Here is a 24,346-nt window from a genome sequence, read left to right as displayed (position 1 = left end):
CCGTGCCGGGGCCCGGCTCACCTTCCCGGCCCCGGCACGGGCGTCTCACGGGTACCGTGAGGTCATGAACAGCATGCGCGTCACCCGCCGGGTGCAGGCGCCCCCGGCCGCCGTCTACCGGGCGCTGCTCGACCCGGAGGCGGTCGCCGCCTGGCGGTCGCCCGACGGCATGACCGCCCGGGTCCATGCCTTCGACGCCCGGGAGGGCGGCGAGTTCCGGGTGTCCCTCGACTACGACGACCCCGGCCGCGCCGGGAAGTCCGGCGGGCACACCGACACCTACCGGGGCCACTTCGCCCGGCTGGTCCCGGACCGGCTCGTCGTCGAGGTGATCGAGTTCGAGACCGGGGACGACACCGTGCGCGGCACCATGACGATGACGACGGCCCTCACCGCGGCCGGTGGCGGCACCGACGTCGAGGTCCTGCACGAGGGCATCCCCGAAGGCGTCCGCCCCGAGGACAACGAACTGGGCACCCGGATGGCCCTCGACAACCTGGCCCGGCTCGTCGAGGGCCTCGCCTGACTCAGGCGTTCGGGTCGAACGCGATCCCGGACGGCATCGAGTAGGCCAGGTTGGACTCGAAGGAACCGTCCTTGATCTTGATGGTGGCCTGGCCGAAGTCCGCGTTCATCAGCTTGTCGCGGTAGCCCGCCGGGTAGCCGTTCCAGCCCACCAGACGCGGGAAGAACCAGCCGCCGGTCGCGTTCTCCGGCGGGTCGTCGTTGGAGTTGGCGAAGCGGAAGTCGTGAGTGGACAGGCCGTCCTTGTGGTACACGATCTTCGGGTGGGTGCCGTCGAACCGGATCGCCGAGGCGGCCGCCACCTGGTAACTGCTGTGCTGGGACACCGAGACGTACTGGACCTGGTCGTTCTGTATCCACACGATGACGTGCTCCCAGTCGTGCCGGTGGCCGATGGCCAGCGGCCCGTACGTCGCCTGGTCCTTCTCGAAGTAGCTGGCGTACATCACCGCGCACCAGCCGTTGTTGCACTTCTCGCGTGAGTACGTGTTGGCGTTGGCCAACTGCGCGTAGTCGTGGCAGTGGCCGTTGACGTCACCGCCGAGCGCAAGACCGGGGTTGAGGGTGCCGTCGGCGCCGATCGCGGCGGTGGTGTAGCAGCCGTCGCCGTCGTAGTCGTAGGCCGGGGAGAACGTCTGCTCCAGTCCGTCGGCGTTCTGCGGCAGCAGCGTCAGGACATCGGCGTGCGCGGTGGCGGGCACGGCGACAACCAGCGCGAGGGCGCCGAGAGCGGCGGCGAGGGCCTTGCGGAGCGGCCGTCTGCGGGTGGGGGATTGCAGGTCGGGCATGTCGACTCCCTGTCTCTGAAAGGCGATGCGGAGTCTGGCAGGGAGCCAGTGGTCGAGACCACCTGTAGGACTGAACTTTGGCGCAAAACCGGTTGAACAGCTGGCCCAACTCCGCTGCGGTCAGTCCCTGTTGACCTTCTGTGAGTAGCCCGTCGGCGCTCGCCGCGCGATCCGGAACGGCGCCAGTCTGCTCGTCGGCGCACCCCCCGACACCCGAGACGGAGCCCGGTGATCGACAGACACATGCCCTCGGCCGCTCTGAACCGGCGCGGCTTCCTCGGCACCGTCGCCGCGGCCGGGCTGCTCGGCACGCTGCCCACCCCGGCCGAGGCGGCGCGGAACGCGGCCGACGCCGACCCGGTCACCACGGAGTCCGGTCGGGTCACCGGAGTCCAGGGCGGCGTGCGACGTGTCACCGTCTACAAGGGCGTCCCGTACGCCGCCTCCACCGCCGGAGCCAACCGCTGGCGCCCGCCGCAACCGGCCCCGTCCTGGAACGGCGTGCGCGCCGCCGACTCCTGGGGCCGGGCCTGCCCGCAGCCGGTGACGGGCATCCCGGGCGACCAGGTGTCCCGGCTCGGCGAGGACTGCCTGAACCTCAACATCTGGAAGGCGGCGACCGGTTCGGGCGACGGCCCGGTCACCGGCACCGACGTGACCGGCTCCTCCCAGGGCGCCGACATCTACCACCTGCTCGGCTACCTCTACAGCACCGACCGCCCCTGGAACTCCCAGGGGCGATGGGACTCGGGGCGGGCTTCGGCACGGTCAAAGTGGCGGACAGCGACGCGAGGTTCACCTTCCTGAGGACCTACCTGGAGTCACAGAGCAGGGAGTCCTGACGACCGGGGGAGCGAGGCGACGGAGCCCGGGTCCTGAGGCCGTTCACGGCCGGGCGGTGCCGTGGCCTCGGATGCCGTGGCGGCGGTGCGTGGTAGTCGCGGTACGGTGCAGGGCGATCAGGGCCGCGTCGTCATCCAGATGACCGCCCACGTGCGCCAGGAGGTCGCGCCGGATGCGGTGCATCAGCGCCTCGGGAGCGGCGTCGGTCCACTGCGCGACCCGCTCCACGAGCGGGTAGAAGCGGCCCTGCCCGTCCCGCGCCTCGATGACCCCGTCGGTGTAGAGCAGCAGGGTGTCGCCCGGTTCGAAGGAGAACACGTCCAGGGTGTGGTCGGCGCCGCCCGCGCCGGGCACTCCCAGCGGCGGCGACGGATGCAGGCTCGGGACGGTGACCGCGTGCCCCGGGCTCAGCAACAGGGGCGGCGGATGGCCGCAGCTGGTCATCCGGGTGACCGGGTCCTCGTCGGGGATCTCGACCAGCAGCGCGGTGACGAACCGTTCGCCCGCCTCCTCCGGGGGCTCCAGGTCCGCCGTGTAGTGGTGCACGCTCTGCTCCAGGGCGGTCGCCAGGTCCAGCAGGGTGACATGCCGGTGGGCGGACTCCCGGAAGGCGCCGAGCAGCAACGCCGCCTCCCCGATCGCCGGCAGACCCTTGCCCCTCACGTCGCCGATCAGGACCCGGACCTCGCCGCTGCGCAGGGTGGCCGCGTACAGATCGCCGCCGATCTGTGCCTCGTCCTCGGCGGCCAGATACAGCGAGGCGATCCGCAGCGGGCCGATGTGCTCCGGCAGCGGCCACATCAGCACGTGCTGTGCGGCCTCGGCGACCGTGCGGACCTGGGCCAGCTGGGCGCGGCGCTGCTCGCGGACCGCGCTGTAGACCACCACGATCACCGAGAGCAGAGTGAGGGTGATGATCTGCACGATGTGGTTCGCGGTGGTCAGCCCGCCGTGGAACACGGCGATCACCACCTGGGCCGTCACCGCCAGCGCTCCGATCAGCGCGGTCGTCCGGGGACCGGCGAAGGACGGGGTGAGCGCGGGGGCGATGACCAGGGTGGGGCCCAGATGGATGTCCAAGGGCGAGCGCAGGTCCACTACCGTGATCACCACGATGAGCAGGACCGGAAGCAGCAGCAGCGCGTGCGACGACTGCCATGACTGTCGCAGGCCCGCCGCACCGCTCTGCCGGCTCCTCATGCCACCAGCGTGCGCCACCCCCGATCGAGCGGCCACCGCGCGCGGACCTAGAGGTTCACGCTGCGCATTCCGGCCTCGTTGTAGCGTTCGCCCGCCGCCTTCGGGACCTCGGCGTCGATGCGGTCCAGGTCCTCCTTGGTCAGTTCGACGTCGACGGCGCCGGCGTTCTGCTCCAGGTAGGTACGGCGCTTGGTGCCCGGGATCGGGACGATGTCGTCGCCCTGGGCCAGCACCCAGGCGAGGGCGAGCTGGGCCGGTGTCACGCCCTTCTCCGCCGCGATCTCCTTGACCTTGCCGGCGAGCCGCAGGTTCGTCTCCAGATTGTCGCCGGTGAAGCGGGGGCCGGTGCGGCGCCAGTCGTTCGCGTCGAGGTCGTCGAGGGAGGAGAACCGGCCGGCGAGGAAGCCACGGCCCAGCGGCGAGTACGGGACGAACCCGATGCCCAGCTCCCGGCAGGTCGGCAGGACCCCGTCCTCCGGGTCGCGCGTCCACAGCGAGTACTCGGTCTGCACGGCCGCGACCGGGTGGACCGCGTGGGCCCGCCGGATCGTCTCGGGGCTCGCCTCGCTCAGCCCGATGTGCCGCACCTTGCCCTCGGTGACCAGCTCGGCCATGGCGCCGACGGTCTCCTCGATCGGCACGTTCGGGTCGACGCGGTGCTGGTAGTACAGGTCGATGTAGTCGGTGCCGAGACGCTGGAGCGAGCCGTGGACCGAACTGCGGACGTGCTCGGCCGAGCCGTCCTGGGGGCCGACGGTGCTCATGTCGCCGGGGACGGCGCCGTCCATCCGGAGGTTGAACTTCGTGGCGATCACGTACTCGTCCCGGTGCCCCCGGATCGCCTCGCCGACCAGCGTCTCGTTGGTGAGTGGCCCGTACAGCTGCGCGGTGTCGAGGAAGGTGATGCCGAGTTCCAGCGCGCGGTGGATGGTCCGCGCGCCCTCGTCCTGGTCCGTGGTGCCGTAGAAGGCGGACATTCCCATGCAGCCGAGGCCTATGCTGCTCACCTGAAGGTCTCGCAGACTCCGCTGTCGCATGTCACTCCCTCCGTTCGTTTCTGCTCGGGTCTGGCTCCGGTTCCGGGCGGCGTTCCGCGGGGCGGGCCCCGTCCGGAGGAGCTCTCGACGCTACGGCTTCGAGCGCACTCGATGTCAAATGGCCGCTCAAGCCCCGCGTTCCCGGTCCGTGCTTCCCGTCCGGTACACGTAGACCCGCAGACGGCGACCGCCGTCGATCCGTCGCCGAGCCCTCCCGGGAGGCCGCGTGCTGCTGCGCCGGCTCGAATACCTCGTCGCGCTCACCAGGGAACGGCACTTCGCCCGGGCGGCCGCCGCCTGTCATGTCTCCCAGCCCTCGCTGTCCGCCGCGATACGCCGGCTGGAGCACGAACTCGGCGTGCCGATCGTGCGCCGGGGCCGCCGTTACGAGGGCCTGACCCCCGAGGGCGAGGTGGTGCTGGCGTGGGCGCACCGCATCCTCGCCGAGCGGGACGCGCTGCGCCAAGAGCTGTCGGCGCTGCGGGACGGTCTGACGGGCACCCTGCGCCTGGGGATCGTCCCCACCGCGGTCCCCGTCGCCTCGCTGCTCACCGGCCCTTTCTGCGACCGGCATCCGCACGCCCGGGTTGCCATGGAGTCCCTGTCGTCCGCCGACATCCGGCGCGGCCTCGTGGAGTTCGAGCTGGACGCGGCCATGACGTACCTGGACGACGACGAACTGCGGCAGGTCCGCCGCTTCCCGCTCTACGAGGAGCGCTATGTGCTGCTCACCCCGGTCGGCGGTCCCCTCGGCGACACGGTCACCGCCACCTGGTCCCAGGCCGCCGCCCTCCCGCTGTGCCTGCTCGGGCCGCGGATGCGCAACCGGCGGATCATCGACGAGTGCTTCGCCGCCGACGGCGCCGCACCCGTCCCGGCCATCGAGTCCGACAGTGTGGCCGGCCTCTACGCCCACCTCCCCGGCGGCCGCTGGTCCAGCGTCATCTCCCACGCCTGGCTGCACATGTTCGGCGTGCCGGCGGGCATGCGCGTGGTCCCCCTGGAGGGACCGGCCCACGGACCCCGGGTGGGCCTGGTGGTCGCCCGCAGCGAACCGCAGTCCGTGCTCGCCCAGGCCCTGGTGAAGGTCGCCCGCCAGGCGCGGCTGCGGGACGCGCTCGACAGCCGGCTGACCGCCCACCTGGACGGCCGCGACTGATAGGCCCGGGCTATGACTACATAACAAAGTTCGCTTTGACCTGCGCAGTTGACCCCGAGGACCGTGAAGGCAACAGCATCCGCAACGGAGTTGAGGAGCCGCCATCATGGCCAAGGTGCTCTGTGTCCTGTACGACGACCCGACCGACGGTTACCCCACCGGCTACGCCCGTGACGGCATCCCCGTCATCGATCACTACCCGGGCGGCCAGACCACCCCCACCCCCGAGGCGATCGACTTCACCCCCGGCCATCTCCTCGGCAGCGTCTCCGGCGAACTCGGCCTGCGCTCCTTCCTGGAGAAGGCCGGCCACACCCTCGTCGTCACCTCCGACAAGGACGGGCAGGAGTCGGTCTTCGACCGTGAGCTGGCCGACGCGGACGTCGTCATCTCACAGCCGTTCTGGCCGGCGTACCTCACCCCGGAGCGCATGGCCGCCGCCAAGAACCTGAAGCTGGCCGTCACCGCCGGCATCGGCTCCGACCACGTCGACCTCGACGCCGCCATCGCGCACCGGGTGACGGTGGCGGAGGTGACGTACTGCAACAGCATCAGCGTCGCCGAGCACGTGGTGATGATGATCCTCGGGCTCGTCCGCAACTACCTGCCCTCGCACCGGGTGGTGCTCGACGGCGGCTGGAACATCGCCGACTGCGTGAGCCGTTCGTACGACCTGGAGGGCATGCACGTCGGCACCGTCGCCGCCGGCCGCATCGGACTCGCGGTGCTGCGCCGCCTCGCGCCCTTCGACGTGCGGCTGCACTACACCGACCGCACCCGGCTGCCCGAGTCCCTCGAGCGCGAGCTGAACCTGACCTTCCACGAGAGCGCGGCCGCCATGGTCCCGCACTGCGACGTCGTCACCGTCAACGCGCCGCTCCACCCCGAGACGGAGGGCCTGTTCGGCGACGACCTGCTGGGCACGATGAAGCGCGGCGCGTACCTGATCAACACCGCGCGGGCCCGGATCGCCGACCGCGACGCCGTCGACCGGGCCCTGCGAAGCGGCCGGCTGGCCGGTTACGCGGGCGACGTCTGGTTCCCGCAGCCCGCGCCCGCCGACCACCCGTGGCGCACCATGCCGCACCACGGCATGACCCCGCACATCTCCGGCTCCACCCTCTCCGCGCAGGCCCGCTACGCGGCCGGTACCAGGGAGATCCTGGAGTCCTGGCTCGCCGGCCGGCCGATCCGCGACGAGTACCTGATCGTCGACGGCGGTGCGCTGGCCGGCACGGGAGCCAAGTCGTACTCGGTCAACCCCCGTTAGGGATTGAGCCGGACCGGCAGTTCGAAGAGGTCGTTCTGGGTGACCACCGGCTTGTTGCGCAGCTCGGACGCCGGTACCGCGAGGTCCAGGCCGGGGAAGCGGTCGTACAGCGCGGGCAGCGCGACGCCCGCCTCCAGCCGGGACAGGGCCGCGCCGGGGCAGACATGCGGTCCGTGGCCGAAGGAGATGTGCCGGTTCTTCGACTCCCGGGTGATGTCGAACTCCCCGGCACTCGGCCCGTGCGCCTGCTCGTCGCGGCCGATCGCGGCGTACGACACGATCAGCGCGTCGCCCGCCGGGATCACCCTGCCGCCGACCGGCACGTCCTCGGTGGCGAAGCGGATCAGGACGTGCGAGGTCGGGGTGGACCAGCGCAAGGTCTCCTCGACCACCGCCGACCAGTCGGCCTCGCCCGAGAGCACCTTGGCGCGCTGGCCGGGGTGGGCGGAGAGGTTGACCACGGCGTTGACGATCAGGGAGATCGTCGTCTCGTGGCCTGCCGCCACCATCAGCTGCAGGGTGGAGACGATCTCCTCGTCCGTGAGGTGGTCGCCGTCCTCGGATGCCAGGATCAGCGCGCTGGTCAGGTCGTCGCCGGGCTCTGCCCGCTTGGCGGCGACCGTCTCGGCCATGATCTGCGCCAGCTCCGTGAGGGTCGCGACGACCTCCTCGGGCGGGGTCTGCGTGGAGAAGAACTTCTCGAACAGCACCTTCAGACGGGGCAGCCTGGCCTCGTCGATACCCATCAGGTCGGCGACCACGTACATGGGCAGCGGATAGGCGAAGGCCGCCTTGAGGTCCACGGTCTCCTCGTCCGCCGGGAGCGCGTCCAGCAGGTCCTGGGTGAGCTTCTGGATCCGCTCCCGCATTTGCTCCACCCGGCGCGGGGTGAGCGCCTGCGCGACCAGGGCACGCATCCTGCGGTGGTCGGCGCCGTCCACGGTCAGCATGGAACGGCCGGGGTTGGCGAGGCCGATCAGCGGCCAGTCCTGCGGTATCTCCCCGCGCTGCCAGGCACCCCACACATTGATGTCCTTGACCAGACGGGGGTCGGTGAGCAGCGCCCTGGCCTCGGCATGACGGGTGACCGCCCAGACGGGCACCCCGCCGGGCAGCTCCACGGCGGCGAGCGGACCGGCGGCGCGCAGCCGCGCGCTCTCGCCGTCCAGGTCGGTGACGAAGGGGTCGAGGGCGATCCGGGCGCGTTCGGTACCGGTCGTCATCGTGACGTGCCTCCCAGGGCAGGGTCGGAGTACTGCGCCAATCGGTGCTGCGCCTGACCGTCGGTGGTGAATTACAGGGCGGGTACGGGCGTGAACCGGACGGGAAGCTCGGTCAGCCCCCGCAGCCAGGGCGAGGGCCGGCGGGTGAGGGAGTCGGCGGGCACCGCCAGGTCGATGTCCGGCAGCCGGTCGAGGACGACCTCGATACCGGTCCGGGCGATCACCTCGGCGACCTCCTGCGCGGGGAACGGGCAGCGGTGCTCGCCGTGCCCGAAGGAGAAGTGGGCGTTGTTGCCGCCGGTCAGCGCGGAGGCGTCGGTGCGAACCTGCGGATCGGAGTTGGCGCCCTGCAGGCCGAGCAGCAGCAGGTCACCGGCGCGGATCCGGCGGCCGCCCAGCTGGGTGTCCCGGGAGGCCCAGCGGCCGGCCACGTTCTGGGTGGGGGTGTCCTCCCACAGCACCTCGTTCATCGCCTCGGCGACACTGTTGCGGCCGCCGAACAGGGAGGCCGCGAACCGGTCGTCGGTGAGCATCAGGCGCAGTGAGTTGCCGATCCAGTCGGCGGTCGGCTGGTGCCCGGCCGCCATCATGACCATTAGGTCCTGGGCGATCTCCTCCTCGCTGAACCCGCTCTTGTCCTGGAGCATCCGCGACACCACGTCGTCGGCCGGGCTCGCCTTGCGGTCGGCCAGCAACTGCGCCATGGAGGCGGCCAGATGGGTCTGCCCGGCGATCGCCCGCTCACGCCCGTCGATCATGTCGTTGAGCGCGGTGACCAGGCCGGGGCCCTCCTCGTCGGGGAAGCCGTACAGCTGCGCGAGCACCCGCACCGGCAGCAGCATCGCGTACTGGCCGACCAGGTCGGCCTCGCCGCTGCTGCACAGCCCGTCGATCAGCTCGTCCGCGAACCGCTCGGCGTGGCCCCGCAGTTCGAAGGGGTCGACGGCCTCCAGCGCGTCGCTGATCATGCCGGCGCGCTCGCGGTGCCGCTCGCCGACGGTGTACAGGATCGACGGCTGCTTGCGGCCGATCATCGGCAGCAGCGGCCAGTCGGCGGGGATCATGTCCCACTGGTTCCACAGATCCGAGTCCCGGCTGAACAGCACCGGGTCACCGGTCACCTGGTGCAGCTCGCGGTAGCCGAGCACCAGCCAGGCGGGCACGTCCCCGTCGAGCACGACGGGAGTGACGGCGCCGTGCTCGCGCCGCATCTCCCGGTACAGACGCGCGGGTTCGGTCTGGAACCGGGGGCCGCTGAGCGGCACGGCTTCGGGGGTCACACGAGCTCCTGTCGGGGCAGGTACGCCGGCGCCGACAGGCCGGCGTACCGGTTCTTGACGTGCTGGACCAGCGTGATCAGCACCTGCTTGCCGGACTCCCGGGACCGGGCGTCGCAGTTGACCAGCGGGATGTGCGGGTCCAGGTCGAGCGCGTGGCGGACGTCCTCGGGCGTGTACACGGGCCCGCCGAAGTCGTTGCAGGCCACGACGAACGGGGTGCCGTGCTTCTCCAGCCGGTCGATGGCGTACCAGGAGTCGTCGATCCGCCGGGTGTCGACGAGCACGACCGCGCCCAGGGTGCCGGAGAACAGCCGGTCCCACAGGAACCAGAACCGCTCCTGGCCGGGCGCCCCGAACAGGTACAGCACATTGCGGGCGTCCAGGGCGATCCGGCCGAAGTCGAAGGCGACGGTGGTGGCGGACTTGCCGCGCACCTCGCGGATGTCGTCGACCTCCTCGCCGGCCTGGGTCATCGTCTCCTCGGTGTTGAGAGGACGTATCTCGCTGACGGAACGGACCAGGGTCGTCTTGCCGACGCCGAAGCCGCCCACGACCACGATCTTGAAACCGTGGTCGGCGGAGGCACCCAACGGGGTGCGCGCGTCAGAGGTTGCGGAGTCCAACGAGCACCTGCTCCAGGATGTCGGGGTCGGTGATGGCCGGCCGGTACGGATGGCGGGCACTGACCCGGCCGGCCGCCTGCAGGTCGCACAGCAGGACCTTGGTGATGCTCACGGGCAGCTTCAGCTCCGCGGCGATCTCCACCACCGAGGTCGGGAACTCGGCCAGGCGCAGGATCGCCGCGTGCTCCGACTGCATGCCGGGGACCGGCTCCGACTCGGCGACGACCAGCGTGACCAGGTCGAAGGGGCTGTCAGGCCCGGAGCTGCTGCGGCCACCCGTGATGGTGTACAGACGGTCGGGCGCGTCGTCCCTGCCGGGCCGGCTCATGACGTGCGGGGCTGCGCGGTCAGGTGTTCGCCGAGCTGCTCGACCAGTTCGCTCATGTTGTGCCCGACCAGCCCCGGGTCCGCGTCCTCGCTGGTCACCACGGCCAGATGGGCGCCCTGGCCGGCCTCCACGATGAACAGCACGCCCCCGTAGAACTCGGTCATCGCGGACCGCACGCCACCGCTGCCGTCGCCGAACTCGACGGACGCCCCGTGCGACAGCGACTGGATGCCGGCGGCGATCGCCGCCAGCTGGTCGGCCTGGTCGACGGAGAGCTCCGGAGTACGGCAGAGCTTCAGCCCGTCCCGGGAGAGCACCAGGGCGTGCCGCGCACCGGGGGTGCGCTCCAGGAGGCCTTCGATGAGCCAGGTCAGCTTGTCGTCGGCGGTGGTCCTGCCGGTCATGAAGTGGTGTCGCCTTCCGGGTATGCGTGCGGGTGGGAGCTGGACTCGGGGCCGGACTCCGGGTGGGGCGCGGGGACCGGGTCGTGCGCGGTGGTGGGGGCGTGCGGGGCTGCCGGGGCGTCGGCGGAGCCGGGCGCGGCCGGGCGGACGGCCTGGCGGAAGCTGTTGAAGCGGTCGGCGCGGACCCGGGCGTCCTCGGCGGCGGGCGCGGGGTGCGGCTCGGCCGGCTGGGGCGCCGACCTGCGCTCGGCCTCGGCGAGGGTCCGGCCACGGCGCCGCCTGGGCAGCCCGGTGGGCCCTTCCTCGTCCTCGTCGGGCTCCGCGGACTCGTGCACGGGTACCGGGTCCGGCGGGGCCGGCACCGGGTCGGGTGAATCCGGCTGCTTCGGCAGGGCGGGTTCGTCGGCGACCGGGCGGGTCAGCAGGTCCTGCGGGACCAGCATCAGCACCCCGGTGCCACCGCGCGCCGACGGCCGGAACGACACCTTCAGACCGTGCTTGGCGGCCAGCCGGCCCACCACCGCAAGGCCGAGCCGGGTACCGGTGAGACCGCCCAGCCCGGAGGTGTCACCCGCGACCGCCCGCTCGGCCCGGCGCAGCTGCACCTCGCCCATCACCAGCCCGCTGTCCTCCACGGACACGATGACCCCGGCCGGCACCTCCTCCACATAGACATGGACCTCGGCCGTCGGGGGCGAGAAGTTGGCAGCGTTGTCGAGGAGTTCGGCGAGCGCGTGCATGACACCCTCGGCCGCGTGGCCGGTGACGGCCGCCTCGCTCACCGAGTGCACCCGCACCCGGCGGTAGCCGCTGATGCGTCCCATCGCACCGCGCAGGATGGACTCCATGCTGATCGGACGCGCCCAGCGGCGGCCGGACCGCGACCCGGTCAGAACGGCGATGGAGTCGGCGATCCGGCCCGCCTGTGCCGTGCGGTGGTCGAGGTGCAGCAGGTCGGCGAGCACCTCCTCGTCGGTGTGCCGCTCCTCCATGGCCCGCAGGTCGGCCAGGGTGGCGGTGGCCAGGGCCTGCATCCGGCCGGCCGCGTTGCCGGCCGCGGCGATCGCCGCGGCCCGCTCCCGGGCGGCCTGCTCCAGCTCGGCGGTGAGCCGGGCGTTCTCCTGCCGGTACCGGTCCAGTTCCTGGCCGCTGTCCTCGTGGATCCGCGTCCGCTCCCGCTCGAAGGAGTCCGCGAACTCGCTGCGCTGCTCGGCCAGCTCGTCGATCAGCCGCTGCTGCTCCTGGCGCGCCTCCTCGGTCGTGCGGGCCTGCTGCTGGAGCAGCCGTCCGATGTCCTGGCTCACCGTCTCCAGGCGGCGCCGGGCGCGGCGGGCCGCCCGTGCCGAGTGGACGGCCCAGGTCACCGCGGCGCACAGCACCAGCGCGGCCGCGCTCGCCCCCAGGGCGAGGGGCGTGCGGACCGAGGCCGGCGCGGCGGTCACCGCGGCGACGACCACGAGGGCCGACACCACCGCGGTCAGCGCGAGGGTCGGAACGAGCGTACGGAGGGCAGGTCGATCGCCGGGATGCGTGGGCGCGGTCATCGGTCCGGTCTGGTCCTCGGAGCGGTAGGGATGCGGTTCCGGTGAAGGAGAAGTGACGCTCGGTACTGAACTGGCCGTCATTATACGAGAGTTGGTGATCGGAACAGAACAGTTCCTGTCCTCTTGCAGGAAAGCGTGGCCATGCAAGGGCGACTTGTTGTGTTCCGACTGTGAACGATCTTACGAATCGCCTCGCGTGAGCGCGTCCGCCACGACGGCGGCCGCCTCCTTCACCAGTGGTGAGTCGGCCTGGGCGGCGGGGTCGGCGTGAGTGGACAGGACGGCGACGACGACCGGGGCGCGGCCGGGGGGCCAGGCGATCGCGACATCGTTGGCGGTGCCGTAGTCGCCCGTTCCGGTTTTGTCGCCGACGGTCCAGTCCGCGGGGAGTCCCGCGCGGATCCGCTCACCTCCAGTGGTGTTGGCGAGCAGCCAGCCGGTGAGCCGCTGCCGGTCCGCGCGATCCAGGGCGCCCCCGACGACCAGCCGCGCATAGCTGGTGCCGATGGCCAGGGGAGTGGTGGTGTCCGTGATCCGCCAGGGTTCCGCCGAGTTCAGCGCCGGCTCCCACCGGTCGAGCCGCGTCACCTCGTCCCCGAGCGAACGGCACAGTCGCGTCACCGCCACCGGCCCGCCCAGTTGCTCCAGCAGCAGGTTCGCCGCGGTGTTGTCGCTGTACGAGATCGCCGCCCCGCACAACTCGGCGACCGTCATCCCCGCGGCGAGATTCTCGGACTTCCCGGTGACGGGCGCACCGCCCGACCTCTCGATATCGCTCTCGTCGTAGTGGACGACCTCGCTGAGCACGTCCTCGTCCAGGTCCCGCAGCACGGCGGCGACCGCGAGCATCTTGAACACCGAGCACATCGGGAAGAGTTCGCCGCAACGGTGCCTGACCCGGGCCCCCGAGCCGGTGTCCCAGGCGAACACCCCCAGCCGGGCCCCGTGTTCGCGCTCCAGCGCACGGAGTCTGCTCGTGGCGTGCGGAGTTGTGCTGGCGGGCAGTGCGGTACCCAGGGCCGCGGTGAGCACAACACGGCGCGACGGCTTCTGCATTACCACTCCTTTACCGAGGTTTCGGTGAGGGGGACGCGATGGCGCCCGCGGGGGTTCCGCCGTGGACGGGTGATAAACCCGACGCCGGTATTCGACCAGTAGTAGCTCCCGCATCGTCGCAAATGATCCGAACGTCTCTACGATGACGCGTGGAACGGCCGGGGAGCGGAGAGCCTCTTCAGGGGCGCAGGGCCGAAGGCCGTGGGCCGGTATCGAGGGGGCGATGCCTTTCATGACGGGGAACGGAAGCTGGGGGACGGCGGCCGCGCGTGCGGCCCGGTTCGTGCGGCGCTCGCTGCGCGACGAATGGCACAGCATCGCGGCGGAGCCGGTACGGCAGCTCGTGCGGCGTGGTCTCTCCGGGATCGTGCTGGCGTTCGTGGCCGCGCTCGGCGTCATCTTCTTCCACGACATCGCCCAGCACCCCTTCGGCAGAAGGCTGGTGTGGCACCTCGGCGGTGTCACCGCCGACCTTCCCCTGTGGCTGTCCCTGCTGCGCACCCCGATCTCGCTCTACGTCCCCGCGCTCGACCTCCCGGTCTGGGCCGGCATCACCCAGCTCTTCCTCGCCTTCGCGCTCGCCGAACTCACCCTCGGGCGCGCCCGGACCCTCGCCATCGCGTACCTCACCACCCTGGCCGGCACCATGACCGCCCGCGTGATGGTCGCGCTGGGCCCCGGCTGGTGGGGCTTCGGCCTGCCCCCGGAGGCGGGCCGGATCCTCGACACGGGGCCGTCCGCCGCCGTGGTGGGCCTGTTCACCTATGTGGCCGTGGCCCGCCGTGCGCCGGTGGTCTTCGTCCTGACCGGTGGTTCGATGATGTGGGAGTCCATCGCCGTACCGAACCTCGCCGGCCGTGAGCACCTGATCGCCGTGGCCGCGGCGATCATCCTCGGCCTGCCGCAGGGCCGCCGGCTGCCGGTCCCCGCCCGGCTCGTCGAACGCCTCGGCACCCCGCCGACCCCGCCCCGCTCCGGCCCACCCGTGCACCGGCCCGACCCACCGCACGACCCGTACCGTCGTTCCGGTTCCCCTGAGACCCCTCAACCCTCCCGGCTTCCCTCGAACCCCATGAGTCACGCGGCCGCCCCGCCGAAGTGCTCAACGACGTCAATGTGATGGTTTTCGCACTTCAGCCGGTCCGGGCAACCCCTAATGTTGCGCGGGCTACGGCAGGGCGCGGCTGACACCATGGTGTTTGTCGCCGGCAGGCTGAAGGGATCCAGGGATGTTCCGCAAGGTGCTGGTCGCCAACCGTGGAGAGATCGCCATCCGCGCTTTCCGCGCGGGCTACGAACTCGGCGCGCGCACGGTCGCCGTGTTCCCCCACGAGGACCGCAATTCGCTGCACAGGATGAAGGCCGACGAGGCCTACGAGATCGGGGAACCCGGACATCCGGTACGGGCCTACCTCTCCGTCGAGGAGATCGTGGGCGCCGCCCGGCGGGCCGGGGCCGACGCCGTCTACCCGGGCTACGGCTTCCTCTCCGAGAACCCGGAACTCGCCCGCGCCTGCGAGGAAGCGGGCATCACGTTCGTCGGGCCCAGCGCCCAGACGCTGGAGCTGACCGGCAACAAGGCCCGCGCGGTCGCGGCCGCCCGCGCCGCCGGCGTACCGGTGCTCGGCTCCTCCCAGCCCTCCAACGACATCGACGAGCTGGTCCGTGCGGCTGACGAGATCGGCTTCCCGCTGTTCGTGAAGGCCGTCGCAGGCGGCGGCGGCCGCGGGATGCGCAGGGTCGAGGACCCGGCCGCGCTGCGCGAGTCCATCGAGCAGGCCTCCCGGGAGGCGGCCTCCGCGTTCGGTGACCCGACCGTCTTCCTGGAGAAGGCCGTCGTCGACCCCCGCCACATCGAGGTGCAGATCCTCGCCGACGACGAGGGCAATGTCATCCACCTCTTCGAGCGGGACTGCTCGCTGCAGCGCCGCCACCAGAAGGTCATCGAGCTGGCCCCCGCGCCCAACCTCGACCCGGAGCTGCGCGACCGCATCTGCGCCGACGCGGTCCGCTTCGCCCGCGAGATCGGCTACCGCAACGCCGGTACGGTCGAGTTCCTCCTCGACCGCGAAGGCAACCACGTCTTCATCGAGATGAACCCCCGCATCCAGGTCGAGCACACGGTCACCGAGGAGGTCACCGACGTCGACCTGGTCCAGGCCCAGATGCGCATCGCCTCCGGCGAGACCCTGGCCGACCTCGGGCTGTCGCAGGACACGGTGAAGCTGCACGGCGCCGCCCTCCAGTGCCGTATCACCACCGAGGACCCCGCCAACGGCTTCCGCCCCGACACCGGCCTCATCAGCGCCTACCGCTCGCCCGGCGGCTCCGGCATCCGGCTCGACGGCGGCACCACCCACGCGGGTACGGAGATCAGCGCCCACTTCGACTCGATGCTGGTGAAACTCACCTGCCGCGGCCGGGACTTCAAGGCCGCCATCGGGCGCGCCCGGCGTGCCGTCGCCGAGTTCCGCATCCGCGGTGTGGCCACCAACATCCCCTTCCTCCAGGCCGTCCTCGACGACCCGGACTTCCAGGCCGGGCGGATCACCACCTCGTTCATCGAGCAGCGCCCGCACCTGCTCACCGCCCGCTCCTCCGCCGACCGCGGCACCAAGCTGCTCACCTATCTGGCCGACGTCACGGTCAACAAGCCGCACGGCGACCGGCCCCACCTGATCGAGCCGACCACCAAGCTGCCCCCGCTGCCGGCCGCGGAGCCGCCCGCGGGCTCGCGCCAGCGACTGGTCGAGCTGGGTCCCGAGGGCTTCGCCCACTGGCTGCGCGAGTCGCCGACCATCGGCATCACCGACACCACCTTCCGCGACGCCCACCAGTCACTGCTCGCCACCCGGGTGCGCACCAAGGACCTCCTCGCGGTGGCCCCCGTGGTGGCCCGGACCCTGCCCGAGCTGCTCTCCCTGGAGTGCTGGGGCGGCGCCACCTACGACGTCGCGCTCCGCTTCCTCGCCGAGGACCCCTGGGAGCGCCTGGCCGCCCTGCGCGAGGCCGTCCCCAACCTCTGCCTCCAGATGCTGCTGCGCGGCCGCAACACCGTCGGCTACACCCCGTACCCCACCGAGGTCACCGACGCCTTCGTCCAGGAGGCCGCCGCCACCGGCATCGACATCTTCCGCATCTTCGACGCCCTCAACGACGTCGGCCAGATGCGCCCCGCCATCGAGGCCGTCCGGGAGACGGGCACCGCGGTCGCCGAGGTCGCCCTCTGCTACACCGCCGACCTGTCCAACCCTGACGAGCGGCTCTACACCCTCGACTACTACCTGCGGCTCGCCGAGCAGATCGTCGAGGCCGGTGCCCATGTCCTGGCCGTCAAGGACATGGCGGGCCTGCTGCGCGCCCCGGCCGCCGCGAAGCTCGTCTCGGCGCTGCGCAGCGAGTTCGACCTGCCCGTCCACCTGCACACCCACGACACGGCCGGCGGCCAGCTGGCCACCTACCTGGCCGCGATCCAGGCGGGCGCGGACGCGGTGGACGGCGCGGTGGCCTCCATGGCCGGTACGACCTCGCAGCCCTCCCTGTCGGCGATCGTCGCCGCCACCGACCACTCGGAGCGGCCCACCGGCCTGGACCTTCAGGCGGTCGGCGACCTGGAGCCGTACTGGGAGAGCGTCCGCAAGGTCTACGCCCCCTTCGAGGCGGGCCTCGCCTCCCCGACCGGCCGGGTCTACCACCACGAGATCCCGGGCGGTCAGCTCTCCAACCTGCGCACCCAGGCCGTCGCGCTCGGCCTCGGCGACCGCTTCGAGGACATCGAGGCGATGTACGAGGCCGCCGACCGCATCCTCGGCCGGCTCGTCAAGGTCACCCCGTCCTCCAAGGTGGTCGGCGATCTCGCCCTGCATCTGGTCGGTGCCGGAGTGAAGCCCGAGGACTTCGAGGCGACGCCCGACAAGTTCGACATCCCCGACTCGGTCATCGGCTTCCTGCGCGGTGAGCTGGGCACCCCGCCCGGCGGCTGGCCGGAGCCGTTCCGCACCAAGGCCCTCCAGGGCCGCGGTGTCGCCAAGCCGGCACCGGAGCTGAGCACCGAGGACCGCGAGGGCCTCGCCAAGGACCGCCGCGCGACCCTGAACCGGCTGCTGTTCCCGGCCCCGACGGGTGAGTTCGAGACCCACCGCCAGACCTACGGCGACACCAGCGTCCTCGACAGCAAGGACTTCTTCTACGGCCTGCGCCCGGGCAAGGAGTACGCGGTCGACCTGGAGCCCGGCGTCCGGCTGCTCATCGAACTCCAGGCCATCGGCGAGGCCGACGAGCGCGGCATGCGCACCGTGATGTCCACCCTCAACGGCCAGCTGCGGCCCATCCAGATCCGCGACCGGGCGGCCGCCTCCGACATTCCGGCCACCGAGAAGGCCGACCGCGCCAACCCCGGCCATGTCCCGGCCCCGTTCGCCGGAGTCGTCACCCTCGCCGTGGACGAGGGCGCGGAGGTGGAGGCGGGCGCCACGGTGGCCACGATCGAGGCCATGAAGATGGAGGCCACCATCACCGCCCCGAAGGCCGGCCGGATCTCCCGGCTCGCCATCAACCGCATCCAGCAGGTGGAGGGCGGCGACCTGCTGGTCGAGATCGCCTGAGTCCGGGCCAGGGCGTGGGAGGGGAGGGCCGGCCGGTGCCGGCCCTCCCCTCCTCGGCTACGAGCGAGAGAAGTGGGCGCGCAGACGGGCCTTCAGCAGATTCGGGTCGCGCTGGGTGGAGTAGGCGGCGCCCGCCACGAACACATCACGGCCGCTCACGGCCAGCGAGGTCGGGTTGGACAGGCCGTCCTGCACGGTGAGGACGGTGCTGCGGGCGCCGTGCGGGTTGACCATGACGACCTCGTTGGACGGGTTCAGCGCGGCGAGCACCGTGTCCGAGTGCCCGGGGAAGACGAAGTCGTCCACGCCGGCGAGGCCGGTCGCCCTCGTCTCGATCGCCCCTGCCGAGCCGTCGCCGCCGACCCGGATGCGCAGCAGTGTCCCGCGGTCGCTGTTGGTCACCCAGACCGCGTCCTGGTGCACCTTGATCCCGTTGGCGCCGAAGCCGCTGGCCGGCGCCGGGAGCCCGCGCAGGGCGGTGCCCGTGGCCCAGGCCGTCGGCGTGCCGCCGGCCTGCGGGATGCGCCACACCGTGCCCAGCGCCGAGTCGGCTGCATAGAGCACACCGTGCCGCTCGTCGAGGGCCAGGCCGTTGGGCAGGCCGTTCGACGGCAGCTGGGCGATCCGCTCGGGTGTGCCGCCGCCCGCCGGGATACGCCAGACGCCGGTGTTGCTGGTGCCGGTGGCGTAGTTGACGTACAGCGTGCCGTCGTGGGCGCGGGCCAGGCCGAGTGTCACGGCGCTGTCCAGCAGGGACGTGCGGGGGTGGTCCTCGGCGGGCAGGGTCGCGAGCACCCGGACCCGGCGCTCCCGGGTCACCTTGGCGACCTGCCGGGCGAACGCGAAGGACACGTCGACCGAGCCGCCCCGCTCGGTGACGACGTTCTCGGGCGTCTGCCCGGCGGCCAGGTCGAAGTGCGCGATGACGTGGGGATTCGAGACGACCGGCTCGTCGCTCGCGGCCGGAGCCGCCGCGATCAGGCCGATCGCGACCGCGGCCGGGGCGACGGCGGCCGGGCGGAGGAATCGGGGCATGTGACCTCTTTCGACGGGAGCGCAAGGCTCCGGCGTACCGGTCACACAAACATGACGGTTGCTCAGCCCCGGTCCGTCACGCCCCGGCCGGGACGTCGCCCGCCCGGCGCACGCCACGGCCCCGCTTGCCGCGCAGCCGGGTGACTGTCCCGCTCAGTTCCACAGCGGGTAGTTCATGACCTGCGTGTATCCCTGAGGCCTGGCGTCGGCGTAGGTCAGGGTCATCCGCGTGTACTGCTGCACGTTCGGATGCTTCTTCCAGGCCGTCGGGAGGTCTAGCCGTACCGTCACCCGGTACCCGTGGAACGTGCCGGCCGCGCAGTACGGCTTGCAGTCGTTGACCACGTTCACGCCCACGGCGACCGCCGTCTTGTCGTCCCACTGGGTCCAGTGCATGCCGATGAGGCGGCTGTTGCCGTCGCCGCAGGCCAGGATGAAGTCGCTGGGCCGGAACTGCTGGTGCCAGAGGCAGTCGACTAGCACGGGGTGCTGGGTCGCCTTCGGCGCGGCCGATGTCGGCGGGGTCGCGGAGGCTGTCGTCATGGCCGCCGTGAGCAGCAGGGCCGCCCCGAGTCCGATCGCCGTTCCCACCACTGGTCTGCGCATGGTCGCTCCCGCCCGTACCGCCGTACTTTGCTTCCCTACGACGCTACGACCGTCCCGCGAGATGTACCACTTGCGCCGGGTGCGCGAGCCCGTTGTCGTCGTGGCCGTCGTAGTCGGCGGTGGTGCGGGAGACGACCTGGATGACCAGGCCGATGGCCAGGAAGACCCAGATGAGGGCCTTCGCGGTGGTGTCCAGGACCAGCGGCCGGGTCGCGGAGCGGGCCTCCTCAGCCTTGGCGGCCGGCTGGTCGCCGAGCAGCCCCTTGGGGTAGACGGGCGTCAGCATGCTCGTGTAGGCGCCGAACCGCATCCGGTAGCGGGCGACCGCCGCCGTCGCCCCGAAGACCGGGCCGGGCAGCCGCCCCAGCACGATCCCGATGATCCAGAAGATCCAGCTGACCGCGAACCAGCCGGTCGCCGCCAAGTTCGCGATGACCGCCGCCGGGATCATCAGGATCAGCCGGAACAGCACCGCCAGCCGGTTCAGGGTGGTGGGCCGCAGCTCGATCTGCACCGGATAGTCCGGGGCGCTCAGGGCGAACGGCGGATAGCGGTCGACCAGCAGCATGGAGCTGGCCGCGACCCGTGTGTCGTACGCCAGGTACTTGCCGAGGAACGAGGCGACCGAGTCGGGCAGCCGGCCCAGGACGAGTGCCGCGAACCAGCCGGCCACCGCCACGAAGAACGCGGCGATGCCCAGCAGACAGAGCACGATGTACTGCGGGATCAGCAGCAGCCAGCGCAGCAGCACCGTCCAGCGACGCTGCGGCCCGGGTGCCGGGATGTCCAGCGCGGGCGGCCACTCGGCGCCGTCCGCCGTGACGGGAGGACGCGGTCCCCAGCTCTGAGTCATGAGTCCTCCCGTCGTCCGGCCGCGGCGCGGACGGCAACTCCATCGTGCTGCGCAAGCGCGGCCCCCGCCAGGCCGGTGCGGTCGAACTCAGCCGTGTTTGACGGCCAGACCGTAGAACGCGACCCGGGCGCCGTTGGTCGTGCTGTCGGAGGACGACTGGTTGTACGAGCCCGCCTTGAAGTACTGCTTGTACTGGTTGAAGGAGGACGGGATGGCGTAGTGGGTCGTAGTGCCGTTGACGGTCAGGTCGATGGTGTTCCCGCCGGAGACGGCGATGGTGTAGCTCCAGGTCTTGCCGACCGACACATGGCCCACGCTGTGTGCGGTCTGGCCGCCGGAGGGGGAGTTCTCGGTGCCGAGGACGATGTCGCCGTTGGAGTGGTAGTACAGCTCCAGCAGCGGCTTGGTGGACGAGCCGCCGGTGCCGAGGTGGATCTGGCCCACGCACACGTTCTTGGTCACCGAGACCACCCGCAGGGTCGCGCTCATCTTGTGGCTGCCGCTCAGCGACCAGTTCGCGGCGCTGCCGTCGCGGTTCATCTCGCGCAGTTCGGAGCGGGCGTAGTTGGAGTTCGGGGTCGTGACGCCCTTCTCGGGCGCCCAGAACGTCATCGCGCCGTCGCGGGTGTCGGTGTAGAAGTACGCGTCCTGGTAGCCGTTGGCACCCTGCAGCCGGGACGAGGAGATGGTGGTCGGCGAGCCGGGGGAGCCGACGGGCTCCTGGAGCTGCCATATGGACAGGTCGAAGTTGCCGCCGGGCGCGACGTTCGGGTCCGCCGCGCCCGCGCTGCCGCCGGTGAGCACGGTGAGGGCGAGGGCGAGGCCCGCGGCGGCCGGAGCCGCGAGCAGCCGGGAAGGGTTCACGTGGGGGTCCTTTCGGAAGAGGGCTGCGTCCAGAACTCACCGGATGTTCATACCCGTGAACTCTGGACGCGTCCTTAACCGTCGATGACCCGTGAAGCTAAAGGTCCGGACCAGGCCCGTCAAGGGGTTCAGCAGGAGCCCTCGTCCTGCCAGGGACCCCACTCCGAGGCGCCCGGCACCTCGTTCTGGGTCCACCACTTGGCCTTCCAGTTGTGGCTGTTGTACGAGACCTCGTTGCCGGCCGTGTACACCGCCGTCGAGCTCCACGCGGTCCGGCAGGAGGTGGGCGTCGGAGTCGGGGTCGGGGTGGGCGTGGGGGTGGGGGTGGTGGTCGGCGGGGTGACCCCGGCGAACTTCACCGAGTACTTGGCGAAGTCCCAGTCGCCCTGTGCCACGCTGGAGCAGATCCCGGACGTGGTGCCGTTGTTGTCGGCGGGAGTGCACTGGCGGTCGCGGTTCAGGGACCAGAACGTGAAGCGGTCCATGTTGTGGCTCGTGGCGTAGTCGAGCACCGTCTGGAAGTCGGCCTGGGTGAAGTACTCGCCGGTGTCGCTGCGGCCGTTCATCCCGGAGAAGCCCTCGTGGGCGTAGGCGGTCGCCTGGTCCCAGCCGAAGGTGGACTGGAGGACCGAGTTGAAGTTGGTGAGCGCGCTGGTCTGCGAGGCCGCCCCGCTGAAGCCGCCGTCGAACGGCATGATGGAGAAGTTGTTCGGCGTGAACCCCTGTGACTTCGCCTCCAGCAGCATCTGCTTGCCGAACCAGCCGGTGCCGTCCGCCGTGCCGGCCGTGGTGACCGAGACGTACAGGCCCGGGTTGTTCTGCTGGAGGATCTTCGCGGCGCCGATCTCGTTCCTGATCGCCGCGGTGTTCTCGTACTCCGGCTCCTCCAGGTCGAAGTCGATCGCGTGCAGCCCGTACTTGGTGATGACCTGCTGGTAGGCCGCCGCGGTGGAGGCGGCGTCCGCGCAGGCCTGGCCCAGCTTGGTGCCGCCGTAGCCGCCGATCGAGACGGAGACGTCGCCGCCCTTGGCGCGGATGGTGTTGATGACCGACTGGACGGCGGTGTCCGAGGAGACCGCCGCCGTACCGCCCCAGGTGGGGGAGCAGCCGCCGCCGTTGGGGGCCAGGACGAACGCCAGCTGGAAGGCCTTGAGGCCGGTGGCGTCCATGATGGCCGACGCGCTCGGGGGGTTGTTGTCCAGCGGCATCAGATAGGGAGCTGCCGCGTACCACCGGTTGCTCAGCGCGGTGGTCGCGCCCGAGGCGTCGCTCGCGACGAGCGCGGTCGTGCCGGTGGCGGCGAGGGTGACGGCGGCCGCCGCGCCCAGACATGCGCGAAGAGGTCTCACTGGTGCCTCCAGAGGGGCGGGGAGGTGGGGGTGGGCCCAGCTTCCGGAGATGTCGCGATCACGTCAAGACATTGGACTGGACCAAAGCGCACTTTGGACTAGACCATACGACTTCTTTACCTGGACTGCCGGAGTGGTGCAGGCCGCCCGAACCGCACCTTCACACCGGGGGAGTAGAGCACGCTGACCGGCGGCCCGGGCGGTGCGGGCAGACCCGCCGCCGCCACCAACTCATCGTCCAGAGCCAGGAGTTCGGCGCGGTGCAGCGGCCAGGGGGCGTGCTCGTTCGGCAGGTGCGCGGTGCGCCCGTGCCAGGTGACGTGCAGCCCCCACCGCGCGGTCAGGAAGTGCTCCAGTGGCGACGGCTCGGCGATCGGCGGCCCGGTCCGTACGACCGCCCGGCTGGTGGCGGCCGGGCTCCGCCGCCGGCAGGCGTAGGTGATCACCTCGCCCTGGCGGCGCAGCCGCATCGCGGACCAGAGGTACGGCAGGCGGACCCCGAGCCGGCCCACCAGTACCGGGAGCAGCCGGGTCGCGTCCAAGGACCTGAACACCACACCGCGCCGGCCCTGTTCGTCGACCGAGTACAGCCGTACGTTCGTCTCGCAGAAGGTTCCCAGATACGGCAGCCCGGGTCCCGGGCCCAGACCGACGCCCCGCATCAGGAACGGGACGAGACCGACGTAGCTGACCCCGTCCAGTGTGTCCGGCCGGGTGCCGGCGGGCAGCAGTCCCGCCACTCGCTCCGGCTCCACCGGCCAGTGCAGGAAGGTGAGCTCATGCCACCCCTGCACCAGCGTCGGCCGCCGCACGGGCCGCGGGGTGGACGGGGTGATCGGCTCGGTTTCCATGACAGCGTCTTAGCACGCCGGTGCGAGCAGAGGGTGATGAGGGTGCGCGGGCCGGATGCCCGCCCTGCCCCGCGTGATCAGGACTTTCCGGCCCCCCACCCCGCCCACCTGGGTAAACTGTGGGCGACCTACAGGCCTTGGGGAGGAGGAGCCGGCATGCCGTCGCACAGTGCTTCCCCGGCCGGAGCGCCGGCCGAGGGAGAGGAGCACGGCGGGCCGCCTCCCGCCCGGCAGGCGCTGTCGGACAGCGTGTACGAGAGCATCAAGGCGATGGTCATGGACCACGAGATCGCCCCCGGCGCTCGCGTCGGCATCGACGCGCTCTCCCGTGCCCTCAAGGTCTCGCCCACCCCCGTCCGGGAGGCCCTGGCCCGGCTGGAGTCCGACGGACTCGTGGTCAAGCGCGCCCTGTCCGGATACCGGGCCACGGAGCTGCTGACCCGCCAGGGCCTCGCGGAACTCTTCGAGATGCGGCTGCTGTTGGAGCCCAGAGCCGCCGCCCTGGCCGCCGTCAACGCCACCGAGAACCAGCTCGACGGCCTCGAACGGATCGTCGAGGAGATGCAGGCCCAGCCCAGCCCGAACGGCCGGTACGCGTCCTACCGCGACTTCGCCGCGCTCGACCAGCGCTTCCACGAGGCCATCGGACAGGCCGCGCACCGCCCGCTCCTCGTGGACGCGGTGGAACGCCTCCACGCCCACCTGCACATCTTCCGGCTCAGCAACGTGGTCGGCGCCGGCGGCCCGACCGTCGCCGAGCACGAGCGGATCGTACGGGCCGTGCTGCGCCGTCATCCCGAACGGGCGGCCGAGGCGATGACGGACCACCTCACCCGCAGTATGGAACGCCAGCTCGTCGAGGACGGCGGCGAGACACCGGCTACTCCGTGACCTGGGCCGCCGC

The 24,346-nt window shown here is 71.5% G+C and carries 23 protein-coding genes; 7 read left to right on the top strand and 16 right to left on the bottom strand.

Annotation, left to right across the window (positions count from 1 at the left end):
- Nucleotides 1-64: 64 nt before the first annotated feature.
- Nucleotides 65-526, top strand: coding sequence for an SRPBCC domain-containing protein (locus tag ABZ396_RS26955; protein ID WP_358925932.1), 462 nt, complete (start codon nt 65-67; stop codon nt 524-526).
- Between the two features lies 1 nt (nt 527).
- On the opposite strand, the gene ABZ396_RS26950 is transcribed toward ABZ396_RS26955, so the two are convergent.
- On the bottom strand, nt 528-1,313 hold the full coding sequence (locus tag ABZ396_RS26950) for an NPP1 family protein (RefSeq protein ID WP_358925934.1): 786 nt from the start codon (nt 1,311-1,313) through the stop codon (nt 528-530).
- A gap of 228 nt (nt 1,314-1,541) precedes the next feature.
- On the opposite strand from ABZ396_RS26950, the gene ABZ396_RS26945 reads away from it, so the two are divergent.
- Entirely contained in the window at nt 1,542-2,120 is a 579-nt protein-coding gene (locus ABZ396_RS26945) for a carboxylesterase family protein (RefSeq protein WP_358925935.1), read from the top strand.
- Between the two features lie 78 nt (nt 2,121-2,198).
- On the opposite strand, the gene ABZ396_RS26940 is transcribed toward ABZ396_RS26945, so the two are convergent.
- The gene (locus ABZ396_RS26940; RefSeq protein WP_358925937.1) at nt 2,199-3,356 is read right to left on the bottom strand and encodes a PP2C family protein-serine/threonine phosphatase; all 1,158 of its coding nucleotides are present in this window, start codon (nt 3,354-3,356) and stop codon (nt 2,199-2,201) included.
- A gap of 47 nt (nt 3,357-3,403) precedes the next feature.
- Complete coding sequence (locus ABZ396_RS26935) at nt 3,404-4,393, bottom strand: aldo/keto reductase (RefSeq protein ID WP_358925938.1); 990 nt, start codon at nt 4,391-4,393, stop codon at nt 3,404-3,406.
- Between the two features lie 226 nt (nt 4,394-4,619).
- Here ABZ396_RS26935 and ABZ396_RS26930 point away from each other — a divergent pair, with 226 nt between their 5' ends.
- Nucleotides 4,620-5,552, top strand: a complete 933-nt coding sequence (locus tag ABZ396_RS26930) for a LysR substrate-binding domain-containing protein (protein ID WP_358925940.1) — start codon at nt 4,620-4,622, stop codon at nt 5,550-5,552.
- A gap of 106 nt (nt 5,553-5,658) precedes the next feature.
- Complete coding sequence (locus ABZ396_RS26925; RefSeq protein WP_358925942.1) at nt 5,659-6,822, top strand: NAD-dependent formate dehydrogenase; 1,164 nt, start codon at nt 5,659-5,661, stop codon at nt 6,820-6,822.
- Here ABZ396_RS26925 and ABZ396_RS26920 read toward each other — a convergent pair.
- The 7 genes from ABZ396_RS26920 to bla all read right to left on the bottom strand — a co-directional run bounded on the left by ABZ396_RS26920 (nt 6,819) and on the right by bla (nt 13,280).
- On the bottom strand, nt 6,819-8,045 hold the full coding sequence (locus ABZ396_RS26920; RefSeq protein WP_358925944.1) for a cytochrome P450: 1,227 nt from the start codon (nt 8,043-8,045) through the stop codon (nt 6,819-6,821). The genes ABZ396_RS26925 and ABZ396_RS26920 overlap by 4 nt on opposite strands.
- Before the next feature lie 71 nt (nt 8,046-8,116).
- Nucleotides 8,117-9,325 carry a cytochrome P450 gene (locus ABZ396_RS26915; protein ID WP_358925946.1) on the bottom strand — a complete coding sequence of 403 codons (1,209 nt, stop codon included), beginning with the start codon at nt 9,323-9,325 and terminating at the stop codon, nt 8,117-8,119.
- Nucleotides 9,322-9,915 (bottom strand): ATP/GTP-binding protein, encoded by a 594-nt coding sequence (locus tag ABZ396_RS26910; protein ID WP_358925977.1) that lies wholly within the window; start codon nt 9,913-9,915, stop codon nt 9,322-9,324. The genes ABZ396_RS26915 and ABZ396_RS26910 overlap by 4 nt, the downstream gene beginning before the upstream one ends.
- Before the next feature lie 13 nt (nt 9,916-9,928).
- Nucleotides 9,929-10,276: a DUF742 domain-containing protein gene (locus ABZ396_RS26905; RefSeq protein ID WP_358925948.1), complete on the bottom strand. Its 348-nt coding sequence runs from the start codon at nt 10,274-10,276 to the stop codon at nt 9,929-9,931.
- On the bottom strand, nt 10,273-10,680 hold the full coding sequence (locus tag ABZ396_RS26900) for a roadblock/LC7 domain-containing protein (protein ID WP_358925950.1): 408 nt from the start codon (nt 10,678-10,680) through the stop codon (nt 10,273-10,275). Before ABZ396_RS26900 ends, ABZ396_RS26905 begins: the two co-directional genes overlap by 4 nt.
- Nucleotides 10,677-12,224, bottom strand: a complete 1,548-nt coding sequence (locus ABZ396_RS26895; protein WP_358925952.1) for an ATP-binding protein — start codon at nt 12,222-12,224, stop codon at nt 10,677-10,679. The genes ABZ396_RS26900 and ABZ396_RS26895 overlap by 4 nt, the downstream gene beginning before the upstream one ends.
- A gap of 180 nt (nt 12,225-12,404) precedes the next feature.
- Nucleotides 12,405-13,280 carry a class A beta-lactamase gene (bla, locus tag ABZ396_RS26890; protein ID WP_358925954.1) on the bottom strand — a complete coding sequence of 292 codons (876 nt, stop codon included), beginning with the start codon at nt 13,278-13,280 and terminating at the stop codon, nt 12,405-12,407.
- Between the two features lie 232 nt (nt 13,281-13,512).
- On the opposite strand from bla, the gene ABZ396_RS26885 reads away from it, so the two are divergent.
- Together ABZ396_RS26885 and ABZ396_RS26880 are read left to right on the top strand one after the other, a co-directional pair.
- Nucleotides 13,513-14,400: a hypothetical protein gene (locus ABZ396_RS26885; protein WP_358925956.1), complete on the top strand. Its 888-nt coding sequence runs from the start codon at nt 13,513-13,515 to the stop codon at nt 14,398-14,400.
- 109 nt (nt 14,401-14,509) lie between these two features.
- A complete protein-coding gene (locus tag ABZ396_RS26880; RefSeq protein ID WP_358925958.1) occupies nt 14,510-17,884 on the top strand; it encodes a pyruvate carboxylase in 3,375 nt (1,124 codons plus the stop codon).
- A 57-nt stretch (nt 17,885-17,941) separates the two neighbouring features.
- On the opposite strand, the gene ABZ396_RS26875 is transcribed toward ABZ396_RS26880, so the two are convergent.
- From ABZ396_RS26875 to ABZ396_RS26850, 6 genes are all read right to left on the bottom strand, one after another.
- Complete coding sequence (locus ABZ396_RS26875; protein WP_358925959.1) at nt 17,942-18,919, bottom strand: hypothetical protein; 978 nt, start codon at nt 18,917-18,919, stop codon at nt 17,942-17,944.
- Nucleotides 18,920-19,072: 153 nt separating this feature from the next.
- Nucleotides 19,073-19,525: a hypothetical protein gene (locus ABZ396_RS26870; protein ID WP_358925961.1), complete on the bottom strand. Its 453-nt coding sequence runs from the start codon at nt 19,523-19,525 to the stop codon at nt 19,073-19,075.
- 43 nt (nt 19,526-19,568) lie between these two features.
- The gene (locus tag ABZ396_RS26865; protein WP_358925963.1) at nt 19,569-20,378 is read right to left on the bottom strand and encodes a DUF4389 domain-containing protein; all 810 of its coding nucleotides are present in this window, start codon (nt 20,376-20,378) and stop codon (nt 19,569-19,571) included.
- Nucleotides 20,379-20,465: 87 nt separating this feature from the next.
- Entirely contained in the window at nt 20,466-21,242 is a 777-nt protein-coding gene (locus ABZ396_RS26860) for a polysaccharide lyase family 7 protein (protein WP_358925964.1), read from the bottom strand.
- Nucleotides 21,243-21,370: 128 nt separating this feature from the next.
- Nucleotides 21,371-22,591: a carbohydrate-binding protein gene (locus ABZ396_RS26855; RefSeq protein ID WP_358925965.1), complete on the bottom strand. Its 1,221-nt coding sequence runs from the start codon at nt 22,589-22,591 to the stop codon at nt 21,371-21,373.
- Between the two features lie 116 nt (nt 22,592-22,707).
- Nucleotides 22,708-23,442 (bottom strand): DUF2071 domain-containing protein, encoded by a 735-nt coding sequence (locus ABZ396_RS26850; protein WP_358925966.1) that lies wholly within the window; start codon nt 23,440-23,442, stop codon nt 22,708-22,710.
- Nucleotides 23,443-23,598: 156 nt separating this feature from the next.
- Here ABZ396_RS26850 and ABZ396_RS26845 point away from each other — a divergent pair, with 156 nt between their 5' ends.
- Complete coding sequence (locus ABZ396_RS26845) at nt 23,599-24,333, top strand: GntR family transcriptional regulator (protein WP_358925968.1); 735 nt, start codon at nt 23,599-23,601, stop codon at nt 24,331-24,333.
- The last annotated feature ends 13 nt before the right edge of the window (nt 24,334-24,346 follow it).

Origin of the sequence: Streptomyces sp. NPDC005866 (genome assembly GCF_040629895.1) — a bacterium.
Classification (GTDB): domain Bacteria; phylum Actinomycetota; class Actinomycetes; order Streptomycetales; family Streptomycetaceae; genus Streptomyces.
The sequence above is the reverse complement of the archived record's forward strand: the minus strand, read 5'-3'. Positions and strand labels throughout refer to the sequence as shown.